General features: G+C 29.4%; 21 protein-coding genes and 1 pseudogene. 7 read left to right on the forward strand and 15 right to left on the reverse strand.

Annotated elements, in window-relative coordinates; genetic code table 11:
* Positions 1-14: 14 nt before the first annotated feature.
* The 4 genes and pseudogenes from OCU47_RS11175 to OCU47_RS11190 form a co-directional block, all read right to left on the reverse strand.
* Complete coding sequence (locus tag OCU47_RS11175) at positions 15-1,322, reverse strand: helix-turn-helix domain-containing protein (protein ID WP_261828681.1); 1,308 nt, start codon at positions 1,320-1,322, stop codon at positions 15-17.
* Between the two features lie 363 nt (positions 1,323-1,685).
* Positions 1,686-1,856: a YtxH domain-containing protein gene (locus OCU47_RS11180; RefSeq protein WP_261828682.1), complete on the reverse strand. Its 171-nt coding sequence runs from the start codon at positions 1,854-1,856 to the stop codon at positions 1,686-1,688.
* A gap of 1,475 nt (positions 1,857-3,331) precedes the next feature.
* Positions 3,332-4,099, reverse strand: a pseudogene (locus OCU47_RS11185) (ribonuclease H1 domain-containing protein); the annotation flags it as partial.
* A 153-nt stretch (positions 4,100-4,252) separates the two neighbouring features.
* Positions 4,253-5,218, reverse strand: coding sequence for a YkvA family protein (locus OCU47_RS11190; RefSeq protein ID WP_261828683.1), 966 nt, complete (start codon positions 5,216-5,218; stop codon positions 4,253-4,255).
* 203 nt (positions 5,219-5,421) lie between these two features.
* On the opposite strand from OCU47_RS11190, the gene OCU47_RS11195 reads away from it, so the two are divergent.
* Positions 5,422-7,161 carry an ATP-dependent metallopeptidase FtsH/Yme1/Tma family protein gene (locus OCU47_RS11195; RefSeq protein WP_261828684.1) on the forward strand — a complete coding sequence of 580 codons (1,740 nt, stop codon included), beginning with the start codon at positions 5,422-5,424 and terminating at the stop codon, positions 7,159-7,161.
* Positions 7,162-7,330: 169 nt separating this feature from the next.
* On the opposite strand, the gene OCU47_RS11200 is transcribed toward OCU47_RS11195, so the two are convergent.
* The 6 genes from OCU47_RS11200 to OCU47_RS11225 all read right to left on the reverse strand — a co-directional run bounded on the left by OCU47_RS11200 (position 7,331) and on the right by OCU47_RS11225 (position 15,883).
* The gene (locus tag OCU47_RS11200) at positions 7,331-8,311 is read right to left on the reverse strand and encodes a rhomboid family intramembrane serine protease (protein ID WP_261828685.1); all 981 of its coding nucleotides are present in this window, start codon (positions 8,309-8,311) and stop codon (positions 7,331-7,333) included.
* A gap of 93 nt (positions 8,312-8,404) precedes the next feature.
* On the reverse strand, positions 8,405-9,667 hold the full coding sequence (locus OCU47_RS11205; protein ID WP_261828686.1) for a polysaccharide deacetylase family protein: 1,263 nt from the start codon (positions 9,665-9,667) through the stop codon (positions 8,405-8,407).
* Positions 9,668-9,845: 178 nt separating this feature from the next.
* Positions 9,846-10,001, reverse strand: a complete 156-nt coding sequence (locus OCU47_RS11210) for a zinc-ribbon domain-containing protein (protein WP_261828687.1) — start codon at positions 9,999-10,001, stop codon at positions 9,846-9,848.
* A 156-nt stretch (positions 10,002-10,157) separates the two neighbouring features.
* Positions 10,158-13,334, reverse strand: a complete 3,177-nt coding sequence (locus tag OCU47_RS11215; protein WP_261828688.1) for a YhgE/Pip domain-containing protein — start codon at positions 13,332-13,334, stop codon at positions 10,158-10,160.
* A 334-nt stretch (positions 13,335-13,668) separates the two neighbouring features.
* The gene (pepF, locus tag OCU47_RS11220; protein WP_261828689.1) at positions 13,669-15,468 is read right to left on the reverse strand and encodes an oligoendopeptidase F; all 1,800 of its coding nucleotides are present in this window, start codon (positions 15,466-15,468) and stop codon (positions 13,669-13,671) included.
* A 19-nt stretch (positions 15,469-15,487) separates the two neighbouring features.
* Positions 15,488-15,883 carry a DUF6762 family protein gene (locus OCU47_RS11225; protein WP_261828690.1) on the reverse strand — a complete coding sequence of 132 codons (396 nt, stop codon included), beginning with the start codon at positions 15,881-15,883 and terminating at the stop codon, positions 15,488-15,490.
* Between the two features lie 168 nt (positions 15,884-16,051).
* Here OCU47_RS11225 and OCU47_RS11230 point away from each other — a divergent pair, with 168 nt between their 5' ends.
* The 3 genes from OCU47_RS11230 to OCU47_RS11240 all read left to right on the forward strand — a co-directional run bounded on the left by OCU47_RS11230 (position 16,052) and on the right by OCU47_RS11240 (position 17,979).
* Complete coding sequence (locus tag OCU47_RS11230) at positions 16,052-16,411, forward strand: hypothetical protein (RefSeq protein ID WP_261828691.1); 360 nt, start codon at positions 16,052-16,054, stop codon at positions 16,409-16,411.
* A 75-nt stretch (positions 16,412-16,486) separates the two neighbouring features.
* Positions 16,487-17,158: a metal ABC transporter ATP-binding protein gene (locus OCU47_RS11235; protein ID WP_261828692.1), complete on the forward strand. Its 672-nt coding sequence runs from the start codon at positions 16,487-16,489 to the stop codon at positions 17,156-17,158.
* 23 nt (positions 17,159-17,181) lie between these two features.
* Positions 17,182-17,979: a metal ABC transporter permease gene (locus OCU47_RS11240; RefSeq protein ID WP_261830621.1), complete on the forward strand. Its 798-nt coding sequence runs from the start codon at positions 17,182-17,184 to the stop codon at positions 17,977-17,979.
* Between the two features lie 50 nt (positions 17,980-18,029).
* On the opposite strand, the gene OCU47_RS11245 is transcribed toward OCU47_RS11240, so the two are convergent.
* The 3 genes from OCU47_RS11245 to OCU47_RS11255 all read right to left on the reverse strand — a co-directional run bounded on the left by OCU47_RS11245 (position 18,030) and on the right by OCU47_RS11255 (position 19,814).
* Positions 18,030-18,446 (reverse strand): Fur family transcriptional regulator, encoded by a 417-nt coding sequence (locus OCU47_RS11245; RefSeq protein WP_261828693.1) that lies wholly within the window; start codon positions 18,444-18,446, stop codon positions 18,030-18,032.
* Positions 18,447-18,526: 80 nt separating this feature from the next.
* The gene (locus OCU47_RS11250) at positions 18,527-19,291 is read right to left on the reverse strand and encodes a potassium channel family protein (RefSeq protein ID WP_261828694.1); all 765 of its coding nucleotides are present in this window, start codon (positions 19,289-19,291) and stop codon (positions 18,527-18,529) included.
* A gap of 13 nt (positions 19,292-19,304) precedes the next feature.
* Positions 19,305-19,814, reverse strand: a complete 510-nt coding sequence (locus tag OCU47_RS11255; RefSeq protein ID WP_376778059.1) for a manganese efflux pump — start codon at positions 19,812-19,814, stop codon at positions 19,305-19,307.
* A 284-nt stretch (positions 19,815-20,098) separates the two neighbouring features.
* On the opposite strand from OCU47_RS11255, the gene OCU47_RS11260 reads away from it, so the two are divergent.
* Positions 20,099-21,316: a 6-phosphofructokinase gene (locus OCU47_RS11260; RefSeq protein ID WP_261828696.1), complete on the forward strand. Its 1,218-nt coding sequence runs from the start codon at positions 20,099-20,101 to the stop codon at positions 21,314-21,316.
* A 158-nt stretch (positions 21,317-21,474) separates the two neighbouring features.
* On the opposite strand, the gene OCU47_RS11265 is transcribed toward OCU47_RS11260, so the two are convergent.
* Complete coding sequence (locus OCU47_RS11265) at positions 21,475-22,773, reverse strand: aminotransferase class V-fold PLP-dependent enzyme (protein WP_261828697.1); 1,299 nt, start codon at positions 22,771-22,773, stop codon at positions 21,475-21,477.
* A 121-nt stretch (positions 22,774-22,894) separates the two neighbouring features.
* Here OCU47_RS11265 and OCU47_RS11270 point away from each other — a divergent pair, with 121 nt between their 5' ends.
* Positions 22,895-23,752 carry a DUF4397 domain-containing protein gene (locus OCU47_RS11270; protein WP_261828698.1) on the forward strand — a complete coding sequence of 286 codons (858 nt, stop codon included), beginning with the start codon at positions 22,895-22,897 and terminating at the stop codon, positions 23,750-23,752.
* Positions 23,753-23,927: 175 nt separating this feature from the next.
* Entirely contained in the window at positions 23,928-25,859 is a 1,932-nt protein-coding gene (abc-f, locus tag OCU47_RS11275; RefSeq protein WP_261828699.1) for a ribosomal protection-like ABC-F family protein, read from the forward strand.
* 91 nt (positions 25,860-25,950) lie between these two features.
* On the opposite strand, the gene OCU47_RS11280 is transcribed toward abc-f, so the two are convergent.
* Positions 25,951-26,583 (reverse strand): 4Fe-4S binding protein, encoded by a 633-nt coding sequence (locus OCU47_RS11280; protein WP_261828700.1) that lies wholly within the window; start codon positions 26,581-26,583, stop codon positions 25,951-25,953.
* Positions 26,584-26,713: the final 130 nt, after the last annotated feature.

The raw sequence follows: 26,713 nt of genomic DNA on the forward strand, positions 1-26,713 counted from the left end.
TCACCCATCATTGATTACATCCAATCTTTTATTATACCCATCTCTTTAAATAAACTAATTCCTTCACCTAAAAACTCTGCAGCTTCCGCATCTTTTTGTTGATCCAAATAGAATTTTCCAAGCTTAACTGCTAAATCTGCCGCTTCTTGTGTTAATCCATTAGCCTTAGCCATTTTATACGCTTCATTTAAAATAAGTTCTGCATCATCATTATTATTATTAGCAATACATATTCTAAATTTAATAATGTGTAATTTAACAAGATTTACTATATCATCTGATCCAATTATCTTATCTAATTCATTAATAACGCTTGTACATTTTATTAAATCCTTTTGTCTAATATAGTTTTCAAAAAGATCCATTAATGTATCAATTAACTTTTTATCATTATTTTTGCTTCTGATTTCTTTAGCTCTATTATAATGAATAAACGATTCTTCTAAATTTTCAAAGTTGAAGAATAGTCTTCCTAAGTTATTTTCTATATCAGAGATATTTTCATCATCTCTCATTTTTGCATACTCTTTTAATGCTCTCTTTGAATAATCTATAGCTTTTTCAAAATCTCCTTCCTCACTATATTGTTCAGAAATTAATAATAACGTTCTTGCATACTCTTTTTTATTGTATAATTTCCCAAACTTTTCTTTAGCTAGGAACGAATAATTTATAGCCTTGTCCATTTCATTGATTCTATAATATGTTACTGCTTTACAAAAATAAATCTCTGCTAATAAAGCTTCATATCCCAATTGATTTTGTTGATACACACTTTCAGCTTGACTTAAATATGAAATAGATGAATGATAAGCCTTCATTTCAATAGTTACTTTTCCTAGACTTAAAAATGTTTTCACCACATTTTCATAATCATTATTTTTAATAAATAAGCCATTAGACGATAAAAATAGTTGTTGAGCATCAAAATATTGTTCCTTACTAACACAAATTTCTGCCTTCATATATTGTATCTTAGCAATTCTATTTTCTAGATTATATTTCTCTGCATAAAATAATCCTTCTTCTAAATATTTTTCGCCAGTTGATATATTCTCTTCCCAAATATACCCTTGAGCTATTTGTTCATAATAAGTACATATCTTATTGGCTTGTGTTTCTTCTGACTCCATTAAGTATTCAATAGAGGTATTCAACGTACTAGCTAAATATTCCAATAAATCCATAGATGGATTTGACCTACCTGATTCTACTAGACTTATTTGTCCTGGAGTTATTCTCTCTCCAGCCAAGTCTTTTAAAGTCATATTAAGCTCTTTTCTTCTTTTTTTAATTTTTTCTCCAAGTGAAAGAATCTCCATCTCTTAACTTCCTTTTCATTTAATCTTTATCCACCATTTTATAATTATATCATATTTATAGTGGTATAATCTATTATTTTTCTTCATTTATCTGTTTAAAACTTCATTTTTTATTAATTTTATAGCTTTTTTTCAAAATTAATCTATTTTTTTGTGATTTTATTTAATTCTCAGATATAAATTATTTATCGTTAAGAGTTGAATAAACTAAATAAAAAAATGAATAAAAAATGAATAAAAACTAAATAAAATCCTTAAATATAATCTAAAATTAATATAAGTATCTTAATTATCTAATATTTTAGATTGCAAATAAGGATTTCATTTAGTTTAATTTTTTTGCTATTCAATTTATGTAGATTTTTATCTTACCATATGCATCATATAATTGTACTTTTTTTCTGCACCATCAAACATTCTTCCTGTCATTCTTCTTATTTTTCTCTTAGTTCTCCAATCCATTTTAGGCATCATAGCAAAACTTGCTGTTAATCCTAATAAAGTTCCCATAATAATTCCTCTAAGATATCTCATATATATCACCTCATACTAAATATATTTTATTTAGGCACCTAAAGATACATAAGTTTATATGCTAGTCTATTTGACATTATACTTCATCAACAGAACCCTTAGATAATTCCTATCTGCAGTGACTGTTTCCTTGTCTAACAAAAAATATCCGTCGCATATTTAGATTTGTTATTTATTTTCAGATACCTTACTAATATTTTGTCTAAAAAATATATATTTATGATATGAAATATGTGGCATAAATAACTATACTTTTATAAATTATAACTAGATTAAAAATTAATAGAAAAACTTTTTAAATATCTTCCTTCCATTTCAAAATAATCTGGTTGTGCAACAAATCCTACCTTAACTAAATACTCATTAATAGCACCAAAAATCTGATGCCATAATTCATTACTCAACTCCTTTATATCTACACCATGCTTTACTGAAGTTAAGCTTGAACCTATATTCTCAATATTTTTAATAATACCTTCTACAGTAGGTAATAATTTAGACAGTATCATATCTGATAAATCTGCTATCACATTTTTATCTTCTGCATAAAAAACAGGCACATTTACTAATATAGAATTCTCTTTTTTATCCTTTTTTATATAATCCATTTTCTTCAAAAAATCTATTAATATTTTGTCTTGCTCTGTAGCTTCTTCATAATTAAGTGAATCATTAATAATTTTACACATTAACTCTCCACTATTATTTACTATCTCTTTATTCATAGCATCAACTAACATCATGTATGTGGAATTTAAAGCTTCAAATTGTTCTAAGCTGCCAAGTTTTTGTTGACTAAGTCTGAAAAATCTGTATATATCCTTTCTTGAACCATCAGAATCTCCAAAACTATTGAAAGTAAATTTAGAACTTCTGTAATTATTGCTACTACATAATAACTTGTTGCTATATTCCTCTATATATTCGCTCTCTTCATATGCTATTATAATATAATCTCTATTTCCAGGCTGAGATTTAGCTGTGGAAAAAACACCTTTTTTACCAAAATACTCAAAGGCTGTACCATCAAAAATTTTATCACAAATGATGTGGTAAAGAACTCTTTCATTGCTATAGATTTCTGAGCATTTCAATTTTGATATATTTTTATAAAGCACATCTTTTAATGATATTATCTCTTTTCCAAGTATTGGGCCTATATCATTAATAAACTTTTGCACTTGCTGTACATCCTTTTCTAAAAAAACAGGAAATTTCACTCTGTATGAGTCATTGTTTCTCTCAACTGCATTTATTACCTCAAGATTTTGTATTATCTCATTAACTTTTGCTTCATCAATGTGAAGAGTATTAGCTATTTGCTTATTAGAAATCATAAAAGGTTCATTATTAGCAATTAAGTATAAAATTTCAGATGCCTTCTCTTTATCCAAAACATATCTTGGATTATAACTATCATAAACTCCTATATCCCCGAAAAAGTAAAAATTAAGTTTCCTAACTTCAAGGTTAACCTGTTTCTCCCCTCCAGCTATTATAATATTTTCTTTTCCCTTAGGAGCAACACTTAATATTTGCTGCTTTACCTCTTCACTGCTTACTGCTATTACATTTTGAAGAAGGTACTTTTCCACCGTCTTATCTGAACCTATATCTAATTTTTCTTTACATTTTTCATCTACAAGTTCATTAAACAAATCTCCTGTGTGACTATCAACCTTTACAAAAATCACTTCTATTCCTCTACTAAATAGTTCGTTCATCTTATTATAATATTCTACAGATGATTGCTCTCTTCTTTCCCAAAAGCCGGTAGCATGGTGAGAAACCCCTTCATAATCATGAAAGATTACTACTTTCTTTTCACCCTTGCTTATTGCATATTCCACTGCTTTTACTGATGCTTCTAATTCACCAGCGATCTGCCTTATATTACTTTTAGAACTATCCTTTGATGAATTGCTATCAATGTATTCAACTATATTATTTCTTACCGCTACTAAACCATAAGCATATTTTTCTGTACCAGCATTATAACTTCCATCTACATACACATGTAGACAATCTTCAGGATATTTATCTACTCCCTTTTTAAGTAACTTACTGCCACTATTTAAATATTCTTTAGCACTATTTATATCTTCAAAACTCTTATACTTAGCCCCCTTTACTCCCTTAACATATTTTAAGCATTCTGCCCAAGTATCAACAATTATATTTTCGATTTTTTGGTTTGTATCAAAATTAAAACCTTCTTGTATTGCATAAACTTTCTTTCCCAAAGTATATCTTCTCCTTATAATTGATTTAAAGCTATTTTAGATTTGCCTGGTTCCCGCAGTACAAATTGATATTTTCTTAGATTTAAAACATCTGAAAATAAATAACCCTTTCAAGAATATGGACTTATTTATCTTTTAGAAGTTACCTAATTTCTAAACTGTAACCATGCTATCTATAACCTTGTATATCTTATCAACATTGTCTGCAGCAGTAAATTGTGTCAAATAGTTTACTGCTTCCTTAAGAACAAATACAAAGTCATTCTTTCCAGCCCAATTTTCTAACAATATTTCCATTGGAACATCATTGATTATTTTATTTAGCGTAAAAAACACTATTCCTACATCATCTATCTTACCTATGAATGGTATTTTATCCGGAATAATGTCTATAGGTAGAGATAAATATGCTAAAGATGAGATAATAACTGCTTTTGTCTTTCCTGATACTCTTGTTTCCTTTAACAACCTATATATTAACGAAATTATATCAGGTATAATTAATACATAATCAGAAACGCATTTAATCTTTTGGGGCATATTAGACTTTACATAATCTCTACCTTTATTGTATCCATCTTCAACTTTGTTGATATGTGTATAATCAATTTCTACTTCTTGCAAATTATGTACCTCACTATCAGCTATTACTTCTGCAGTTTCTCCAAATCTTGATATATCTAGTGAAACTTCTTTCACTTGTGCTTTAACAATTGTTTCTTCAATATATATCTTTTCTAACTCTAAATTTAAGAATGGATATTTTTTAAATATTTTATTTAAATCTACCTTAATTTCATTTTTTGTATTACTAATTCCTACAACATCTAACTTCTTTAAGCCTAATTTCATAGCATAATTCGTAACAAATTTAAATACTGGTATTTTTGAAATCTTTGTTTTTTCTAACTTTAAGGCAAGAACATTATTTTGAATGTACGCAATACTAACCTCTGCCTTAAATGGTATCTTTACTATATTTTTATATATACCTTCAACAAATATTCTATCCCCTATAATTAAACTTCCTATACTCAATCCATCAATTTTCACAAAATCATTGATTATACTCATCAAATCTCTGGCATTTAACCTAAGATCTACTGAACTTATATTCATCCCTTACCCCTCCATTATTTAGGCATTTAAAAATACATACTAAACTAAGTATAGCTTATTCTTACCAATTTTAAAAGGCAGAATCTCCATAAGTTACATTGGTAAAAGCTATGAGTTTCGTTGGACAAAAAAATTATAACTTTTATAATAGATTTACGGATAAAAATTTGACTGGTGCTTTGCACTTTTAAAGGGAGGTATTTATGAGTAATTTGAAAAATAAATGGGTTTTATTTTCTATAATAACTTTAATTTTGTCTATTGCATTTTTAATTTACAATCCTTGGTCGCCTAAAATAAATGTACAAAGAAATTATGTATCTTTTAAAGAAGATTTAAATAAAAATAACATAAGTAAAGTTAAAATTAATGAAGATAATTTAGAAATAACCTTAAAAAATAATACAAAATATTTAACAGACAATCCTAAAAACGATAATTTAAAAGCTCAACTTCTAGAAAAAAATATCAAGGTTGTTGAGTTGTCTAAAGAACCTTTAAGTAAAACTATACCTGCTACCACATTAACAATTTCAATTGTAATACTTGCCTTAGTTATATTAAAAAAGAAAAACTTAGGTGCAAAATCTTTTTCAACTATATCTACAGAGCCTGTTACCTTCGCAAAGGATTCTGTGTTTGGATTTCATTCTGTAGCTGGAAATGAAGAAGCAAAAGAAAATATGTTGGACATTGTAGATTTCTTAAAGACCCCAGAAAAATATACAAAATACGGGGCACGTATTCCTAAGGGAATTATTCTATACGGTGAACCTGGAACTGGTAAAACACTTTTAGCTAAAGCTGTAGCTGGCGAAGCTGAAGTTCCATTCTTTGCCGTAACAGGTTCTGACTTCGTACAAATGTATGTAGGGGTTGGTGCTAGCAGAATAAGAAATTTATTTAAAAAAGCAAAAGCATCTAGTAAAGCTGTTATTTTTATTGATGAGATTGATGCTATAGGTAAGAAAAGAGGCGGGGCTAGTTCTTCAGGCGGATCTGATGAACGTGACCAAACATTAAATGCCTTATTAACAGAAATGTCTGGCTTTAGTGAAAGTGAAGGTATTGTAGTAATTGCAGCTACAAATCGACTTGATACTTTAGACCCTGCACTGCTAAGACCAGGTAGATTTGATAGACATGTTGAAGTAGGTCTTCCTGATGTAAACAGTAGAAAATCTATATTGTCTCTACATTTAAATAATAAACCTTTTGAAAATATAGACGTATCTAGCATAGCAAAAAAGACCGCTGGATTCTCAGGAGCTAAACTTGAGAACTTAGTTAATGAAGCAGCTATACTTGCTGCAAAAGAAACAGCTCCTTTTATTAATGAGGATCATGTTGAAAAAGCATTTTCAATCATTCTTGCAGGGCAAGAAAAGAAGGATAGAAGTTATATCAAGGATTCTGATAAAGAAATAACAGCATATCACGAAGCTGGACATGCTGTTATCTCAAAACTACTATTACCTAATGAAACTATATCTAAAGTTTCTATAATCCCTACTACAAAGGGAGCTGGTGGTTACACATTGACAATTCCTGAAGATGCACAATATAAGACTCTATCTTACTTGCAAAACAGAGTACAAGTATTGCTTGGTGGACGAGCTGCTGAAGAAATTATCTTTGGAAAAAACAATATCACCACAGGAGCTTATAGTGACTTATCTGAAAGTACAAAAATAATAACTGCCATGATTACAGAATACGGTATGGGAAAAGAACTAGGCTTATTAAAATTATCAGAGCTAGGAGAGTTCGCTTCTTCTTACGGTAATCCAGTTATAACAGAAGCAAGAGGGTTAATTGATAATCTATACGAAGATACTAAAAAACTTCTTTTAGAAAACTTACCTTTACTTCATGCTATAGCAAATACACTTAAAGAGAAAGAACAAATTTCTGATGAAGAAATAGCACTTTTAAGTCATTAATGTTAACTTTATAAATCATGATTAAAGTTAACCTAAACTTCTGAATCTTATAAGTTTTACAAAAATCTAAAAAGAGGTATTTTGTTGATTACAAAATACCTCTTAGTCTTTTACCTCAGCATCTTATTGCATTATTTACCTTGTTTAACTTGTTATCTCAATATCTTATTTACCCTTGCTTAGCTTTTGATAACTTAAGTTCTCTAATAATAAATGCTACAACAATTCCTCCTATAAAACCTCCAAAATGAGCAGCATTATCTATATCCCTTTGACTCATTCCTATAAAAACATTTATAGCCACTACACTTCCTATGTTAATAAGAAAATCTTTGCCAATCTTATCTCTTTCTTTTATTCCAAATACTAAGGCTGCGCCAAACAAACCAAATATAGCTCCTGAGGCACCCATAGACGCATAATTTGGTGACAACATATATGAAAGTAAATTTGCTGCTATGCCTGAAACAAAATAAATTACTAAATACCCTATCTTCCCGTATATTCTTTCAATAAAATCTCCTAAAGCATAAAGAGCGTACATATTGAAGGCTATGTGCATTAACCCTCCATGTAAAAACATTGCTGTAACAAGTCTATAAATTTGTCCTTGGTCAATCAAATAGTTTACCTTGGCACCAAGTATAATTAAAACATCAGTATCAATATCAAAAATCTGCCCAGATATCAAAACAGAAACAATAAACATTATTACATTTAAACCAATAAGTATATTGGTAATACTAAAATAAGACTTATCTGTATTTCTCATGCTAACCTTATTATTTCTAACTGATTGAAAAATTTTTGCTATAGGTTCCGTAGAAGAGCTATAAAACAAAATTGTATCTTCACTTTTGCTGTATACTAATTTTTCATAATTGTTGCCTTCTCTGCTTTTTTCATATGATCCTTCAGTAATTATAATATTATGAACTGTATAACTTATATTTTTAGCTTTTAAATATACATTAGCATAATACGCATTAGTTTCTTCCATGCTTGCACTTGAAACAATAACTGCACAAATCCCTGTATTGGTATTGCCCAAAGCCATCCAATTTAATTTTCCATTGCACTCATATTGCTCAACAAAAAAGCCATAATTATTTATCAATGTTTTAAATAGTCTTTCTTCAATTGCTTCCATGCATTACTCCTTTTAAAATTCACTTTACATCTATTTGTATATTAGATATCTTCAGAAATAAGTAAATTCATATGCAGTCTATTTTCAGACACTCTATTTTATTGGCGGACGTGATGCTTCAAGCACATCCTTTGGATCAAAATAATACTTTTTCACATAATCAGCATTTTTAAGCATAGTATACCCATCTAAATCAAATCTACTCTGCTGCATATTGTCCTTATTATACTCTGTTTTTAAGTTGCTGCCAACTGAACAATATATATCAAAGCCTTGTCCAACTAAATATCTATATAATGGTCCATTTTCATTAAATAAAACACCAAAAGGTGAAACATATATTTGAGTTTTTCCAACTACAGGTTCAATATATTTTTTCCATCTTTCTGTATCATATCTTAGCTGACCTAAGGTAATAGTTCCATCTTTAAAATAGTTATTGTGTGTATAGCTATGACTTGCAAATTTCCAACCTGTTTCTTTTAATTTTGAAACTACTTTACTGCACTGCTCAGTAGCTGTTTTTAATTCTTCTCCCTTTAAATCAGTTATCCTATATCCTAATATACCTTCATAACCAGTAAGAGCAATCACCCCTTTGGCTCCTCTATATGAGAAGTCTGGATTCGCTTCAACATACTTATTTAATATAGGCATTACATCTCCATCATAAGTCTCCGTTACTTGTCCATCTTTGTTTCTTACTAAATTAATAACATCTCCAGAAGAATTTAAGGCTAATTTTTGAGCAAATCCATCTCCATCCATATACTTATAATAACTTACATCATCCACAGAAATAATCAAAGGCTTCTTTCCCTTTGGAAGATATATATCTTTAGGTTTAATTTTCCCATCATCAGTCTTTTCAACAGTTTGCTCAATATCATAAAGTACATATCCGTCTTCCTTAAACTTAGGGAGCATTACCTTAAACTCATTAACTGTAGTCATCCACATATCATATCCTTCTGCCTTACTATCCTTATCAAAAGCAAGTTCAGGATATACAATTAAGCTGTGAAAAAAAACATGAAATATTGGTCCATTATATTTAACAAGCGAACTTTTTTCTTTCTTATATTTATCAATTGCACTTTCTATATCACTGGATTTTATTGATTTATCTTTTTCTAATAAAGAAATGGCTTCATCATAAAAATATCCTTGTGATAACTTTTCAGCCTGCTTGAGTAGATCTTCACTTTTTTGTTTTTCATCACTTGAGCTAGTTTTTTCTACTTGCTTTACCTCACCACTGGTTGATACTGTTAAATTTTTATTTGTGCATCCAACAAAATTTATACTTAGCAGAACTATAACTGGAATACATCCTAATTTTATCTTTCTATTCAATACAGCCATCCCCTTCTTAATTTTAAACACAAAGTTTATTTGCGTAAGAACGTATTTGCTTCATAAAATAATTATACCTCATTACAATTAAATATTTCTATCTCTATTTGATTACGATTTGAATACAAATATAAAAAGAGCCGTGAATAAAATTCACGACTCTTATTTTAACAACAGACTATCTTCTGTTATTTTGTTGCTTTCTAGCTCTTCTGCAATCAGCACATCTTGTTGGTTCGTTATCGAATCCTTTTTCTTTGTAGAATTCTTGTTCTCCTACTGTAAATACGAATTCCTTACCACAATCTCTGCATACTAAAGTCTTATCTTCCATTTATAAATCTCTCCTTTAATTAAAGATTTCATGTTGATTAATATATTCTCTAATTAAAGAAAGTATTATCTAGATGAATCTTTTTTAATCTTTTACGTTAAGTAACCTAACGCATATACTTATTATAACATCTTATCGAAATAAATCAAGTATTATTTATATATTTATTTCAGATTTTCTTCCTTCAATAATTTCTTGAAGCTTTTCACCAGCATTCTTAAATACTATTGATATAGTTAAGAATATTACAAATACTAAACCTAAGATAGCAACATCTTTTCCTACTATTGAGTAATTAATAGTTGTTGCAGAAATTGCTTCTCTTAAAGCATCCATTCCATAAGTAAATGGCATAAATGGATTTAATACCTTAAACATTTTTGGTACTAACTCTAGTGGGAATGTTCCTGCACAAGATGTTAATTGTACTATTAATAGGATAATTCCAAGTACTCTTCCGGCATCTCCAAATAGAGTTATTAAGCATTGTATTATTGAAATAAATACTAATGATAAGAATACTATAAGAGCTATATATAATGCAGTGTTAGTTGGATGTAATCCTAAACTAAGTACTACAACACTTACTAGTAGAGCTTGAAGTATACCTACAAAACCGTAGGATAAGAATTTACCCATTACCTTATTAAACTTAGATGTCTTTTCATCAACTTGAACATGTGGTGATATTATAAAGAACATCATTATTGCGCCTATCCATAAAGACAATTGTATAAAGTATGGTGCAAAACCTGTACCATAGTTTGGTATTGAATTTATTGGATTTGCTGCTAAGTTTACTGGGTCAGAAACAAATGTACCCATTTTATCTGATGAGTTCACTAAACCATCCTTAAGTTGTTTAGCTCCATCATCTAACTTAGTAGATAATTCCTTTGAACCATCATATAACTTTTTAACTCCATCCTTTAAGGTTGGAACACTTGAATTTAATTTATCCATTCCATTCTTTTCTTTAGTTTGTCCATCAACTAATTGATTTGATCCATCAAGTAATTGGTTTGCTCCATCAGCTAACTGAGGAACTGCTTCTTTTAAAGTTGGTTCCGTAGTATTTGATTTAACAATTCCTTGATATAATCTAGTTTGTCCAGCAACTAAAGCATCTGATCCATCTGCTATTCTTGAAAGAGCATCAGATAATAGTGAAACTCCATCTTTTAATGTTGGAACACTTGAATTGAATTGATTCAATCCACCATATAATTGAGTTTGTCCTTTAACTAGTTTGTTTGAACCTGCAAGTAATTGGTTTGCTCCTACTGCTAACTGTGGAATTGCTTCTTTTAAAGTTGGTTCCTTCGTATTTGATTTAACGATTCCTTGATATAATCGAGTTTGTCCATCAACCAATTTTTTTGAACCTGCAAGTAATCCACCTGAATCATCTGCTAATCCAGTTGCTGATGCATATAAATCACTTGTTCCTTTATTTAACTTTGCAGAACCATCAACTAGCTTTTGTACTCCCCCATTTAATTCTGGAAGCTTTGATTGCATTGTTACAACCCCAGTTTTCAAATCTGAAGTTCCTTGTGCAAGAGCCTTTAATCCAGCTCCAAATGAATCTTTATTATTTTCATTTAATTTTGCTTCTAATGAATCAAGACTTGAACTCATTGTTCCTATCCCTGTACTAAGATCTGAAACACTACCTATTAAAGTTTTAACACCATTAGTATAAGTTTGTCCTTGTTCATTTAATGTATCTACACCACTGCTTAATGCTGCAATCTTAGCATCAGTATTGTTGTCTGCATTAGCTTTTTGTAATGCTTGTAACTGTGCTAAAGCTTTGTTTATTTGAGCATTTTTCTCATCAACAGTAGTTGCTGCACTAGCAACAGCTAGTTCTTGCCCTATTGACTTCATAACGTCAGATGTAGATTGCACTCCATTAATAAGTTCATGTACTCCATCCTTAGTTTTTGATATTCCTGATGCTAAAGCATCGCTTCCTTTGTACAATAAGGCTGTATTCTTCTTTGTTTCAGGAGACTGTAATTTTGAATTTGCAGAATCAGCACCTTGCTTTAACAAACTAATTGCTTGATAAAGTCCAATTTTTTCAGGATGATTAACAAGATCTTCACTTTGAGATGAAAATGCTGCATATAATCCATGGCTACCTGCGTCTAATTTTGAAGCTCCATCATTTAGCTGTCCAACTCCTTCAGCTAATGTTGGCAATTTAGATTTCAAAGCTCCCATACCATCTTTTAGTTGAGAAGCTCCAACATTCAAATCATTTGCACCTGACTTTAATTGTGTGGTTGCAAATTTTAATCCATTGTTAAGTGCAATTTGCCCATTATATAGCTGTGTTGTTCCATCTGTTAATTCTGGCATTTTTTTGTTTAATCTGTTTAAACCATCATCTGCAAGAAATAATCCTTTGTTAAGTGCGATTTGACCAGCATATAATTGTGATGAACCATCTGATAGCTTATTAACACCATCTGCTAATGTTGGCATACTACCACTCAATTTAACTACACCACTACCAACAGCCTTTATTGCATCATTAAGCGTAATTTGTCCGTTATATAGCTTTGTTGTTCCATCTGTTAATTCTGGCATCTTTTTGTTTAATTTGTTTAAGCCATCATCAACCTTAACTATTCCATTGTTAAGTTTAATTTGTCCATCATATAATTGTGATGCTCCATCTGTTAATTGAGAAGCACCATCTGCTAATTCTGGTATCTTACCATTTAATGTGTTTAAACCATCATATAACTGTCCACTACCATCGGCAGCTTTAATCATACCATCTTTAGCTTTGTATAAGTTGTCAAATGTAACTTTTACATAATTCTCAGATATATTTTTAACTATCTCTGATTTTAGTATTACTTCTACCTTACCATTAATCTGAGCAGCTAAAAAGTTCTTCTTATCATTACTTACAAACTGTAAGTTTGAAACCTTTGGAGTACCTGTTTTTGCTGCTGTGACATTTGCAGAAAAATCTTCTGGTATCTGTAATTTAGCATAATATTTTTTTCCATCAAGTCCTGAATTGGCTTCACTTTCTGATACAAATTTCCAACCCACTTGATGATTTTTCTTTAGGTTTTCAATCAAGTCATTTCCATAGTTTTTATCTTCACCATCTAATTTGGCGCCTTTATCCAAGTTAACTACTGCTATAGGCAGTTGTTCAACTCTTGCATAAGGATCCCAAAAGGCATCTAAATATAGCAATGAATACAACAACGGAACAATTATTATTGCTATAATGGATACTCTGATGATTCTATTCTTGAAAATGCATTTGATATCATTCCCTGCAATTTGAAGAAAATTCATCCTATCAACCCCCATGAGAATTATACTGACTACTCAGTACAATAATACTATACTTATTTTATGACTAATAGTCAATGTAAATTTTAGTAACTTTTTTCATATGCTTTTTAAAATAATCGTCATTTTAGCGAACTTTTTCAAAAAATTTTATTATTTTATATTTGTATACGTTTTTATATAATACTTATAAAATTAATTTGTAAAAAAAATATCACATTTTAATTGAATTATAAGTTGAAAAATATTGTTCTTTATCGTTCAATTTCAACATATATGATAACAAAGAAGGGATATTCCTTGTTTTAGGAATATCCCTTGAAAATATTTTATTAATTTATATTATTTCTTCAAGTATTGCTAATAAGCTCTCAAAAGTTTTCATAGTAGCTTCTACTGGTTCTGGAGTAAGCATATCTACCCCTGCCTTTTGAAGCACTTTTATTGGATAATCTGAACTTCCTGCCTTTAAGAAACCCTTATATTTTTCAACTGCAGCTTCTCCATTTTCAAGAATGTTATTTGCAAAAGCATTAGCAGCTGAATAACCAGTTGCATATTGGTATACATAGAAATCACTAAAGAAATGAGGAATTCTTGCCCATTCTATATCTATTTCTTCATCCACAACCATTTCTTCCCCAAAATACTTAACATTTAAATCATGCCATATTTTATTGAAGTCTTCTGGTGTTAATGCATTACCTTTTTCTAACTCTTCATGAGAAACTAATTCAAATTCAGCAAACATCAATTGTCTAAATACTGTTGTTCTTATTTGTTCTAATTGTTGATTTACTAAATATAGTTTTCTTTCTCTATCTTCAGCCTTATTTATTAAATGATTAATCAATAATATTTCATTTGTAGTAGACGCTACTTCCGCTAAGAATAAAGAGTAATTATGATATTGATATGGCTGCTCTTTTCTTGAATAATATGAATGTATTGAATGCCCCATTTCATGTGCTAAAGTTGATACATCATTAAGTTCATAGTTATAGTTTAAAAGAACATATGGCATAGTATCATAAGAACCCCATGAGAAGGCCCCTCCTCTTTTACCCTTATTCTCAAATACATCTATCCAGCCAGCTTTAACACCATCATCAAATATATTAAGGTACTCTTTTCCTAATGGATTTAATCCATCTTTAACTATTTCTACTGCATCTTCAAATTGTATTTCTTCACTCTTGTAATCTGTAACTGGTACATATAAGTCATACATGTGAATTTCATCTAAATTTAATAGCTTCTTCTTTAACTTAACATATCTATGAAGTAATCCTAAATTGTCATTTATAGTTTTAACTGCACTCTTATATACTTCTGTAGGAATGTTATTTGGCTTTAATGAAGCTTCTAAAGCAGATTTATAATGTCTAACTTTTGCATTAAATATAAAATTCTTTATTGAACTTATTAAGGCTGTTCCAAAAGTATTTTCTAGTTTTTTATATTCACCAAATAATGCTTTAAATGCTGCTTCTCTAACAGATTTATCCTTACTTTTTATTAAAGATGAATAATTTTCTTCAGTTAATTGAATTTCTTCTCCATTTTCTCCTTTAATAATAGAAAATCTCATATCTGCATTAGCAAGCATACTTCTTATATTGTCAGGAGCTTGCATTGAATCAGAAGCTAATGCTAAAACCTCTTCTATTTCTTTTGAAAGGACATGCTCCTTTTGGCTTAATAATGTGTCAAACATAAAATTAAATTCTTTAAGTTCTTCAGTATTCTTTATAATATTCTTTAATTCTTCTGTTGGTAAAGCTAGTATTTCTGGTTCAAAAAATGCTATATAGCTTCCAAACTCTGCAAGATATATGTCAACTTTAGTCTTTAATGCTTGATATTTTGAATTTGAAGTATCTTCATAGCATCTTAAGTATGCAAACATAAGAAGCTTCTCAGCCAATCTGCTATACTTTTCTGAAGCCTTTAGAAATTCGTATATAGTTTTTCCATCCTTTAGTTTTCCTTGGTACTCTTTTAGTTTTGGAGCCTCTGCCTTAAGAATTTCAAAATCCTTTTCAAAAGCTTCAACACTTTCATAAATCTTGTCAACTTTCCATTTATACTTTTCGTCTATTTCCTCTCTTAATTTTTGTCTTTTTACTTCACCCATCATTATCGCTCCCTTTTTATTATTGATATTGTTCTTCTTTCCCCTTTATATTTTGTAGAACCTCCTCTATTTTATCTTCAACTAAATCTAATATAGAATTTAATTTTTCTTCCATTTCTAAATGATCTTCATAAAAATCAAAACAAACTTTCCAAGTAGGATTGTACTCATCATCTAACTCTTCAATATCTAATCCTGCTTTTTCAAAAGCTTCAATATCAAACAAATCATAAATTGCTGTGTATTCCCATTCTTCTACATCTTTATCAGTGTGAAATTCTAAGTACACCTTATCATTTTGCATATAGAATTTTTTTGCATATACAGCTCCTGGATTAATCTTATAACTTGATAGCTCCCTTACGAAATGTCCTTCATTATCTCTCTCTATTAATACCAATGATTGAAACTCCATGTTCTTCCTCCTAAAGTTAAGTTATTTAATAACTTCCAAACTATTCTAAATAATTTTTAATAATTACATTATAGTGTTTCATTTTAGATAAGTAAATATTACGACTAATTGGAATTTTTCTGGAAATAGTGCTATTATATTATTAAATTATTTTAAGGATGTGATACAATGGCAAGAAAAAAATCAAAAAGACTTTTAAAGTTCAAGCTTTTTATATTTAAAGTTTCAACTATCACTATTATTATTACCATTATTATAAGTGCACTTTGGATCAAACATGTTGATAGTATTTGTACTGATATTTATAAAGCTACCGAGTATTACATGACTGAAAGCATATTTAATAGTAAAAAATTGCTCAAAATAAGTTCTATGAAGCTTACATTCTGTGATAAGAAAACTGCTGTGGTTGAAGTCACTGGCGCAAAAGAAAAAACACCCCATGAATCTGTAACTTATAAGGCATATTTTACAAAAGCAGAAAATGATTCATGGAAATTAGGTACTGTTTATGATTATTTTCAATAAGGCGTTCCTAGGCATTGCAAATTATTTGCATTAAGTTATATAATAGTAGTTGCAATGAATTTAGGAGTGATACTTTTGATAAATATAAAAAACTTAAGTTTTTCTTATAATAAGAAAATAAATCAATTAGAAAATATAAATGTTACTATCCCAAAGGGTTCTTATGTATCTATTGTTGGTAGTAATGGTAGCGGAAAAACTACCTTAGTAAAACTTATATTAAAACAACTTAAACCAACTTCTGGTGACATAGAAATTGAAACAAAAAATATTGGATATGTGCCTCAAAGATTGGACAGTTTCAACTCACAGTTCACAATATCCGTAAAAGAAATATTGAATTGTCATTTAAGCACATTAAAGCTTCCAAAGGAAAGCTTAAAAAAAGCATTAGATGAAGTAAATATGAGTGAAAAACTTAATTCGCTTATAGGTAGCCTTTCTGGAGGTCAATATCAAAAGGTATTGATTGCTCGTGCTTTTATGGGAAATCCAGAATTGCTAATTTTAGATGAAATGAGTACAGGAGTTGATTCAAAAGCTCAAAAAGAAATTTACTCTCTAATTAAAAAATTCAATACAGAAAAAAACATGACTATTTTATCTGTAGAGCATAACATACCTATAGCATTAAAATATTCCACACATATTCTAGAGGTTTCAGAAGGAGCTACTGCACTTTATACTGTTGAAGAATATGCAGATTCCTTAAATAATAGCACTCAATATATAAGAAAGGTAGATTAGTTCCTATGCAAGATTTACAAGCCATGTTTAGTTTACAATTTATGAGAAATGCTTTTACAGCAGGATTATTTTTATCAATTCTCTGCCCTTCAATAGGTCTCTTTTTGGTATTAAAAAGATATTCAATGATTGGAGATACTTTGTCCCATTCATCCTTTGCTGGAGTGGCTATTGGTTTAGTAATAGGCTACAATCCAATACTGACCGCTTTAGTTTTTACAACTATTTGTGCTGTACTAATTGAGTTCCTAAGAGGTTATTTTAAAAAGTACAGTGAACTAGTAATGAACATAATATTAACCTTAAGTTTAGGCATTGCAATAATTCTGGTTAGCACAGGTAAAACTTCGGTAAAAGTTAGTTCGTACTTGTTCGGTAGCATTTTGACTGTATCTGCAGAAGATATACTACTAATCATAATTGCTTCAATTGTGTGCTTATTAATCCTTGGAATTTTGTACAAGAAATTGCTTTATGTTACCTTTGATGAAGAAGGTGCAAGAATTGCTGGTATAAATGTAAAACTTATAAATTATCTATTTACAATAGTAGTTGGTGTAACTATTTCAATGTCAATTAGGATTATGGGAATTCTTGTGATTTCATCTATAATTGTAATTCCAGTAGCAGCTGCTATGCAATTTAGGCAAAGCTTTTTTAAAACAATGATCATTTCTATAATATTAGGTATTGTAGATGTATTTTTAGGTTTAATGTTTTCTTTTCGTTACGATAGTGCCCCTGGAGGAACAATAGCATTAACTACTGTAGCTACATTGGTTATATCAATAATTCTCGGTTCAATTTTAAAATCAGATTAAAAAGAACTTATCCATATTAACTTGGATAAGTTCTTTTTATCTTACTATTTTTATTCTTTCTTTTTCGAGCATTTCTCACAAATCCCCTTAAGCTTAAGAGTATGTTCAGTTAATGTAAATCCAGTTTGATTTTTTACTAACTCTTCTATTTGCTTCATTGGACATGGAACTTCTATTTCTTTATGGCATAAACTGCATTGCAAAACATGTTTATGTTGTTCCTTTATCAATGAATAAAGATGACTGTTTTCACCTATATTAAACTTTTCTATAATATGTTTCTTTTCAAATATTTCCAAAGTTCTATATACTGTTGATAAATTGATATCTATACCATCCTCTTTGCTCTTACTATAAATATATTCTGCTGTAAGTGACTCTGAACTTTTAGCCAATAACATATATATATATACTCTAGCCTTTGTAACTTTTAAGTTCTTCTGTCTAAAGAAACTATCAGCATCCATACAATTACCCACTTTCTCCTTATAATAAACATAATTATAACACAATTTAAAGGAATTTCTTAATATTATCTATAAAAACTTTATTTTTTCAAACCTTTAAGCACATTATAAATCTGTTTTATCTCCTCTTCACTTAACTCATCAAAATCATCTAGTTTTTCTTTAATTTCAGAAATCACTTTTTTCTTATAATCTTGATCTTTATTGGTTTTCTTCATAACCTTTGCAACTATTGTTCCTGTCAATATACTGATAAAAACAGTCCCACTTACTATTAAAATTGAAGCTATACATTTTCCTAAAATAGTTGTAGGCGTTATGTCTCCATATCCAACTGTAGTTGCTGTTACAAAACTCCACCACAAGGAATCCTCGAAACTTATTCCCTCTGCAATTTCTATACCTATAGCTCCAATATAAGTGGTGATAAAGGTTCCTATAATAGAATACATAAATAAAGTTATTTTTATTAACCTATTTAGTATATCTCTGCAAAGTTCAATTAATATCATGATTCTAATAAGCTTAACAAATTTAATAATCTTATAGGTAACAATATATTCTGAAAGGCTTGGAATGCAAAACAATAATACAATAATATCAGTTGGTATTACTGCTAAAAAGCCAATAATATTCATTTTTATAAAATTCAAATTGTTTTGTGTGTAGAAAAATTCTATTACATAATCTAAAAGCAATAAAATTCCAATTATAATATCAACATTGTTAAGGACTATTAATATAGATCTTGGAAGCTTTAAAATCAATTCCATTGATAGTACTACTATTACTGTAAAGCAAAAAGCAAGCTTACAAAAATAATAAAAGTCACTTCTTTTAATCATATTTTAAAACCTCTTAGGAAAAAATCATTTTCATTCCAAATAAAAATAGAATTATTCCTCCAATATAATCAGCATATTTTGCGATAAATGATATACTTTTTATTTTTTCAGCCAAAATAAATGCTAGTATTGATATAACTAAAGTTATTACTCCAATTACACCAGTATTCCAAAGTAACAATTTTATCTGCCTTAAATTCTGAAATATTGTAAACCCTACCACTAAAGCATCCACGCTAACGGAAATTCCCAATATAAAATACATCTGAGGTTTATCTACTAATGGCTGCTCTTTTTCCTGCATACCATCCTTTATCATAAATACACCTACAGTAGATATAATCATCCCTCCAATAATGCAGGGAATCGCAACGAAATGCTCACTAAATAACACTCCTAAGTATGCGCCTATAAATGTACATAAAAATTGAAAGAATCCAAAAGATAATGCAAAGAGAGCTTTACTTTTTCTCTTTAAGTTTCCCCCTATACCTAAGCTTAATGATACTCCTGCAGCATCCATAGATAATGCAAGCGCAATTAAAATCAACCTACTATAATCCACAATTTTTCCTCCATATTTATTTCTTAATTATTTGTATTTTTAATACTCTAAAAATATGCTGACTATTTATAATTAGCTATTTTTTTACACTTAAAATATATAATAGATTACATTCTTTTAAAAAATGCTTTATTTTATGTCTATTTTAGTGTATATTATTAAATAGTGTAGCAATTATATTTGAATTGTATATCACATATATACTATTATGTAATTATTATTGTGTTTAAGGAGAGATTTCAATGAACTGTATAATAGCTCAATCAGGTGGTCCAACCTCTGTAATAAATTCTAGTGTTGCAGGATTAGTTGAAGCTAACAACGATTTAAAAATTTTTAATAATGTATTTGCTGGTTTAAACGGCATTGAAGGTATTTTAGATAAAAACATAATAAATCTTTCAGAATTAACTAAAGATCAATTAGAAACATTTAAATACACTCCATCTTCAGGCTTAGGTTCTTGCAGATATAAGCTTAAAAATTTTACTGAAAATGAAGAAGAATATACAGAACTAATGAACATCTTAGATGAATTAGATGTTAAAGCATTTTTCTATGTAGGCGGCAATGATTCTATGGATACTATTGCAAAATTAAGTGCTTATGCTGAAGAAAAAAATATAGACATTAAGTTCATAGGAATTCCAAAAACTATAGATAATGATTTAATGTTCACTGATCATACACCTGGGTTTGGAAGTGCTGCAAAATTTATTGCAACTTCAACATTAGAAACTTATTTAGATTCTACAGTATATATAGATAATGGTGTTTTTATTGTTGAAACCATGGGAAGAGATACTGGTTGGCTAGCTGCTTCAAGTGCTCTTGCAACTGTTGATGGAAAACCAGTGGCTGATTTAATATACTTACCAGAAGTTGCTTTTGATACTGAAAAATTTCTTCAAGATGTAGCTAGACTTTATAAAGAGAAAAAACATGTTTATATAGTTGCTTCAGAAGGCCTAAAAAACGAAGATGGTGACTTTATTACTTCACTAAATTCAAAGAAGGCTCACGATAAATTTGGTCATACTCAACTAGGCGGTGTAGGAAATTACCTAAAAGATTTAATTATAGATAAAGAAATTACTCATAGAGTAAAGGTTCTTGAACTTAGTGTATTGCAAAGATGTTCAATGCATATAGCTTCTAAAACAGACATTGATGAAGCAGCTATGGTTGGCAGAGAAGCTTTGAATTATGCAAAGGATGGCAATTCTGGTTACATGGTAGCAATTAAGCGCGATGCTAACATGCCATATAAGAGTTCTACATTTTTAGTTAAGGCTAAAGATGTAGCTAATAAAGTTAAATACTTCCCTACTGAATGGATAAATGAAGAAGGAAACTTTATTACTAAAGAAGGTTTAAAATACTTAAGACCTCTTATTGTTGATGAACCTAATTTAATAATTGAAAACTATTTACCTAAATACAGGGTATTTAGTAGATAGTCTTATATACTACTAGCTTTTAAATATATGTATTTTGTATCCTTACCTACTAACTAACACTTTGTGCTACAAAATACATAATTTAATATACAATTTAAATATAGCTGATAAAACATATGAATTTCTTATATGTTTTGTCAGCTATTATTAATATACACCTATCTTTTTTTACTAATAAATCTATTAATACATTCCAAACAATAATCAACTTCTGAAATAGTATTATAGGGTGCAAAGCTAACTCTTACTATCCCAGGTGATTTTAAAGTTTTATCATAAGCTAAAACAAAGGTATCCTGATCTCTTATTCCTAAAATTTTCTTCACATAAGGCTGTGCACAAAAACAGCCATCTCTTATACCTATTGAACAATCTTTTCCCAAGTATTCTGCCAATACCTCATGATATATCCCTTCTATATTAAATCCGCATACTCCTAACCTATTTTTTTCATCTGTGTCATAATATAATTTAATATTTTTCATCGCTTTTATTTCGTCAGTAAAATGATCTCGAAGTAAACTTTCCTGCTTTTCCATCAAGTCAAAACCTATCTTTTCAACCTCATCCATAGATATCATTAAAGCTAGCACACCAACTATATTTTGAGTTCCCCCCTCCACTTTTTCTGGAGGATCTAACCAAAATACTCTATCATGTCCAACAATATCAACAGTTCCTCCCCCTGGCATAGAAGAATCTTTTTTAATAAAGGGAGTCTTTTTTCCCACAATAACACCAGTTCCAAAAGGAGCATACATTTTATGAGCTGAAAAAACCAAATAATCTATTTCTTCTTCAAAATTCTTTTTGTTTAAATTTATTTTCCTATGTGGAACTAACTGTGCTCCATCAACCACCATCATAGCTCCATATTTATGCGCAATCCTTGCAACGTAATTAATATCATTAATATACCCTGTAACATTAGATGCACCACTAACAGTAATAACCTTAAGTTTACCCGCATATTTTTTGGCTAGGGTTTCAAATTGATCTAACTTCAATTTACCCTTTTCATCTACTTCCACATATTTAACTGTTCCTACCCTTCTCCATGGCAAATCATTAGAATGATGCTCCATTCTTGTTGCAATTATTATATCTTTTTTATCATCAATTAAAGTATTGGCTAATAAGTTCATACACCCAGTTGTATTCATTCCATAAATTACTGTGTAACTATCATTATTGTCTATATTAAAAAACTTTTTCACCCTATTTCTGGATTCTTCATAAATTTCAGTACTTATTTTAGCCTTATAGCCATTACCTCTTCCTATTGAGGAATAGTAGTTCATATAGTTTTCTAAAACCTTTAACTCTTCTTTAAATGGTGGTGTTGTAGCTGCATTATCAAAATTGATGTATCTTACATTTTCGCCATTAGTATTAGGAACTAAGGTATCAAGCCCAACAAATAAATCTTTACAATTAATAATATCCTTCATTAACATATACATTACCTCCACTATATACTATTAAAATTAATTAATTCTGTACCTAAAAAATAAAAATAAGTAAAAATTGAAATATTCTAATCATATATTTATATAAAATATTTATTGAGGTGAACCTATGTTTCCAGATGAAAAATATATGACGCTAAAATCTAATGATGATGATATAAAATTTGCGTTCTTATCCTACCTAGATTTTAATAGAGGATGCCCCTGTCAGCATATGAATACTGATTCAGAAGAAACTACCCACTCTCTATTTGAAAATAATAAGCTAAATTTCTCATCTTTAGTCCCTCAGCCTAATGCCCTACAAACTCTCCCTGAATCTAACTTAGAAAATAATATTAATTCTAATAGTAATTATGATTTTCTTCCAAACTCAACTTCACCTATACGAATACTTAACGCTTGCCCTTATGTAGACGCTATTGATGTATATATAGATAATTCTATTATTCAAACTAAACTTGGTTTTGGTGAGAGCACTCCCTATACTCATGCTCCCGTATATAATTCCAAAATAACTATATATAAAAGTGGGGATAATACCAAACCATTATTGGAAAATGCATTAAATTTCTTAGGGAAAAAAATTTATACACTAGCAATATTCGAGGAAAATAATAAATTTCATATTTTCCCTATAATAGATGATATACCTTCTAATTTAAGATACTCGCTTTCAATTAAATTTGTTAACCTATTAGCATATTCACCTTTATTAACGCTCGCTCTAGAAGATGGAAAACCTCTTTTTCAATATGTTAAATATAAAGAAATTACAAACTATTTTCTTCTTCCTGATGAAGAATGTTGCTTCAATATATATGATAATAATTACAATCTAAAATCTATTAAACACCCAAGTACATTATTTGAGCCTAACAATCACTATACTATTTTTATTTTGGGTGATGTTACCATGCCAAATAGTATTAGAACAGCTATTTACAAAGATAATAAAAATTATTAATTTCTCTTAGGAGTTAAATAAATCTATTTAACTCCTATTGTTTTACCCTCATTGTTTGTCAATATATTTCTTACATAGTATAATAGTACTATTAGAGCAACAAGGCTGATGTTGTTTAAAAATGCTGCAATATTAGCTGCATAGATACTTACGAAAAACAGAGGAGTAAAAAGTTATGATAGTACTGAGTTGTAAAAATTTAATTAAGAGTTATGGTATAGATGAAATATTAAAAGGCATTACATTTTCTATTAATGATAATGATAAGGTAGGTTTGATTGGAGCTAACGGCGAAGGTAAATCAACTCTATTTAAAATATTAATGAAAGAACTTTCCTACGATGATGGTGAGCTTTTTATAGATAAAAATAAAAGTGTTGGATATCTATCTCAGCATTTAGATCTTTCATCTGAAAACACCATCTATGATGAAATGTTATCTGTTTTTGAAGACCTAACAAAACTTCAAGATAAAATATCACTACTAGAGCAAAAATTAAATGAACCTTATGATGAAACAAATGCTGAATATCACGAAAAGTTAATTAAAGACTATACTCTATCTCAAGAACTTTTTGAGAAAAGAGGTGGATATACTTACAGAGGGGAAATTTCTAAAGTTGTAAAAGGTTTAGGATTCTCTGAAGAAGACTATAGCAAAGAAGTATCTACCTTAAGTGGTGGTCAAAAAACCAGAGTTGCTCTTTGTAAGCTTCTACTAATAAAACCTGAAATTCTTCTTCTGGATGAACCAACAAATCATTTAGATTTGCTTGCCATAGAATGGTTAGAAGAATACCTAAAATCATATAAAGGTACTGTGCTTGTAATATCTCATGATAGATTTTTCCTTGATTCAGTAACAACTTCTACCTTTGAGTTACGTGGCGGAAAAATTTATAGTTATAATGCACCTTACTCAAAGTTTATAGAGCTAAGAGAGAAGGATATTGAAGCTCAGGTTAAGGCATATAATCTTCAACAGGCTGAAATTAAGCGTCAAGAAGAGATAATAGAAAAATTCCGTTCCTTCAATAGAGAAAAAAGCATAAGAGCTGCTGAAAGTAGAGAGAAAGCCCTTGCTAAAATTGACAGATTAGATTCACCAGTAGTTCAAACTTCTGCTAGCAAAATTAAGTTTGAAACTAGAGTTAAGAGCGGAAATGATGTTCTTCATGTAGAAAACTTAAAAAAGAGCTATGGAGATAAAGTCTTATTCCAAAACCTTTCTTTAGACATAAAAAGAGGAGAAAAAATAGCTTTAATCGGTGAAAATGGAAGAGGAAAAACCACATTACTGAAAATACTTATGGATAAAATAAATGCTGACTGCGGAAGTAAAGTTTTAGGCAGAAATGTTAATATAGGTTACTATGATCAAGAGCAATCTGATTTAAATATAAATAAAACTATAATTGATGAAGTTTGGGACACCTTTCCTAACTTAACCACTACAGAGGTAAGAACAGTATTAGCTTCCTTCCTATTCAAAGGTGAAGATGTATTTAAGGAAATCAGTCATTTAAGTGGTGGCGAACGTTGTAGAATAAACTTATTAAAATTAATTCTGTCACAATCTAACTTTTTATTATTGGATGAGCCTACTAATCATTTGGATATACTATCCCGTGAAGCTCTTGAAGATGCTATCCTTAATTATGATGGAACTCTTCTTGTAATTTCCCATGATAGATATTTCTTAAACAAGGTAATTGAAAAAATCTACGAACTAAATGAAGACGGAATAAAAACTTATCTTGGAAACTATAATTATTATATTGATAAAAAGAATAATCCTAATAGATTTGAAGACTTAGATGATGGTTCTGTAAATGGTAAAACTAAAACTCAATTAAAAGAAGAAAGAAAGAAAAAAAGAGAAGCAGAAAAAGAATCTAAAAAAGTAGTTTTAAGATTTAAGGAAGTGGAAAAACTAATAGCTAAAAATGAGGAAGAATTAGAAAATTTAAATGCTCAATTATGCTTAGAAGAAGTTTATTCAAATCCTGAGGAATGCGGAAAAGTAAATAAAAAAATAGCTGAATTAAATTCTGAAATTGAAGCACTTTATGAAGAATGGGAGGAATTAGATACTCAGCTAAACTAAGATTCAGATGGGAATCAAACCCCACCGGAATCAAGTTTCACTTAATAGAGTAAAGATCAGACAGTATATCTACACTTGTCTGACCTTTACTTTATATTCTTTCTCTCTTTCTAACTGCACCAAATGGACATACTGATATACAATTGCCACAATGCAAACAATTTTCTTGATTAATTACTACTGGCTTTACAGATATATCAATACATTTTTGAGGACACTTCGAGTAACATATCTTGCATCCCCTACACTTATCTGTAACAAAATACCCACCTTTTATCTCTACCTTTTTTCCTAATGCAAAAGAATCTCTTGTTATAGGCTTTGTAGATAAGTCAAAATATTCACCCTGCCCCTCATACAATTGAAAAACTTCTAAAGCCATTCTGCTTTCTTTTGTTGGATAAATGTCATGCATATATGTATTTACTTCAAACACCTTATGCAATAATTCTTGCCCCACATTTCTAACTTTTCCCCGAAGAGAAATTGCCTTCTTGTTTAATGAACTCTCACCAACAGTCACTCCACTTATAGCCACATACTGTTTTTGCATTAATTGGTGATAAAACTCTTTTCCTTTAGCTGTAATAAAATACAAACTATTATCATCCACAAGCATAATATCTATAACTCTAGCTTGGGGAAATCCATGTTCATCTATTGTTGCAAATACTGTTGAGTGTATTTCATCTTTTAACATCCTTAAATAATCTCTTGTTTCCATACATCTGCTCCTATTTCTCCCTAAATAATATTCTTTAATATGGGGACATTTAATACAAAAAGCCCCGAAATGAAATATATTTCAAGGCTTTTTTCATATTCACAAGAGTAATTTTATTTTCTCTGTGAAA

Origin of the sequence: Clostridium sp. TW13, assembly GCF_024345225.1 — a bacterium.
GTDB classification, from domain to species: Bacteria; Bacillota; Clostridia; order Clostridiales; family Clostridiaceae; genus Inconstantimicrobium; species Inconstantimicrobium mannanitabidum.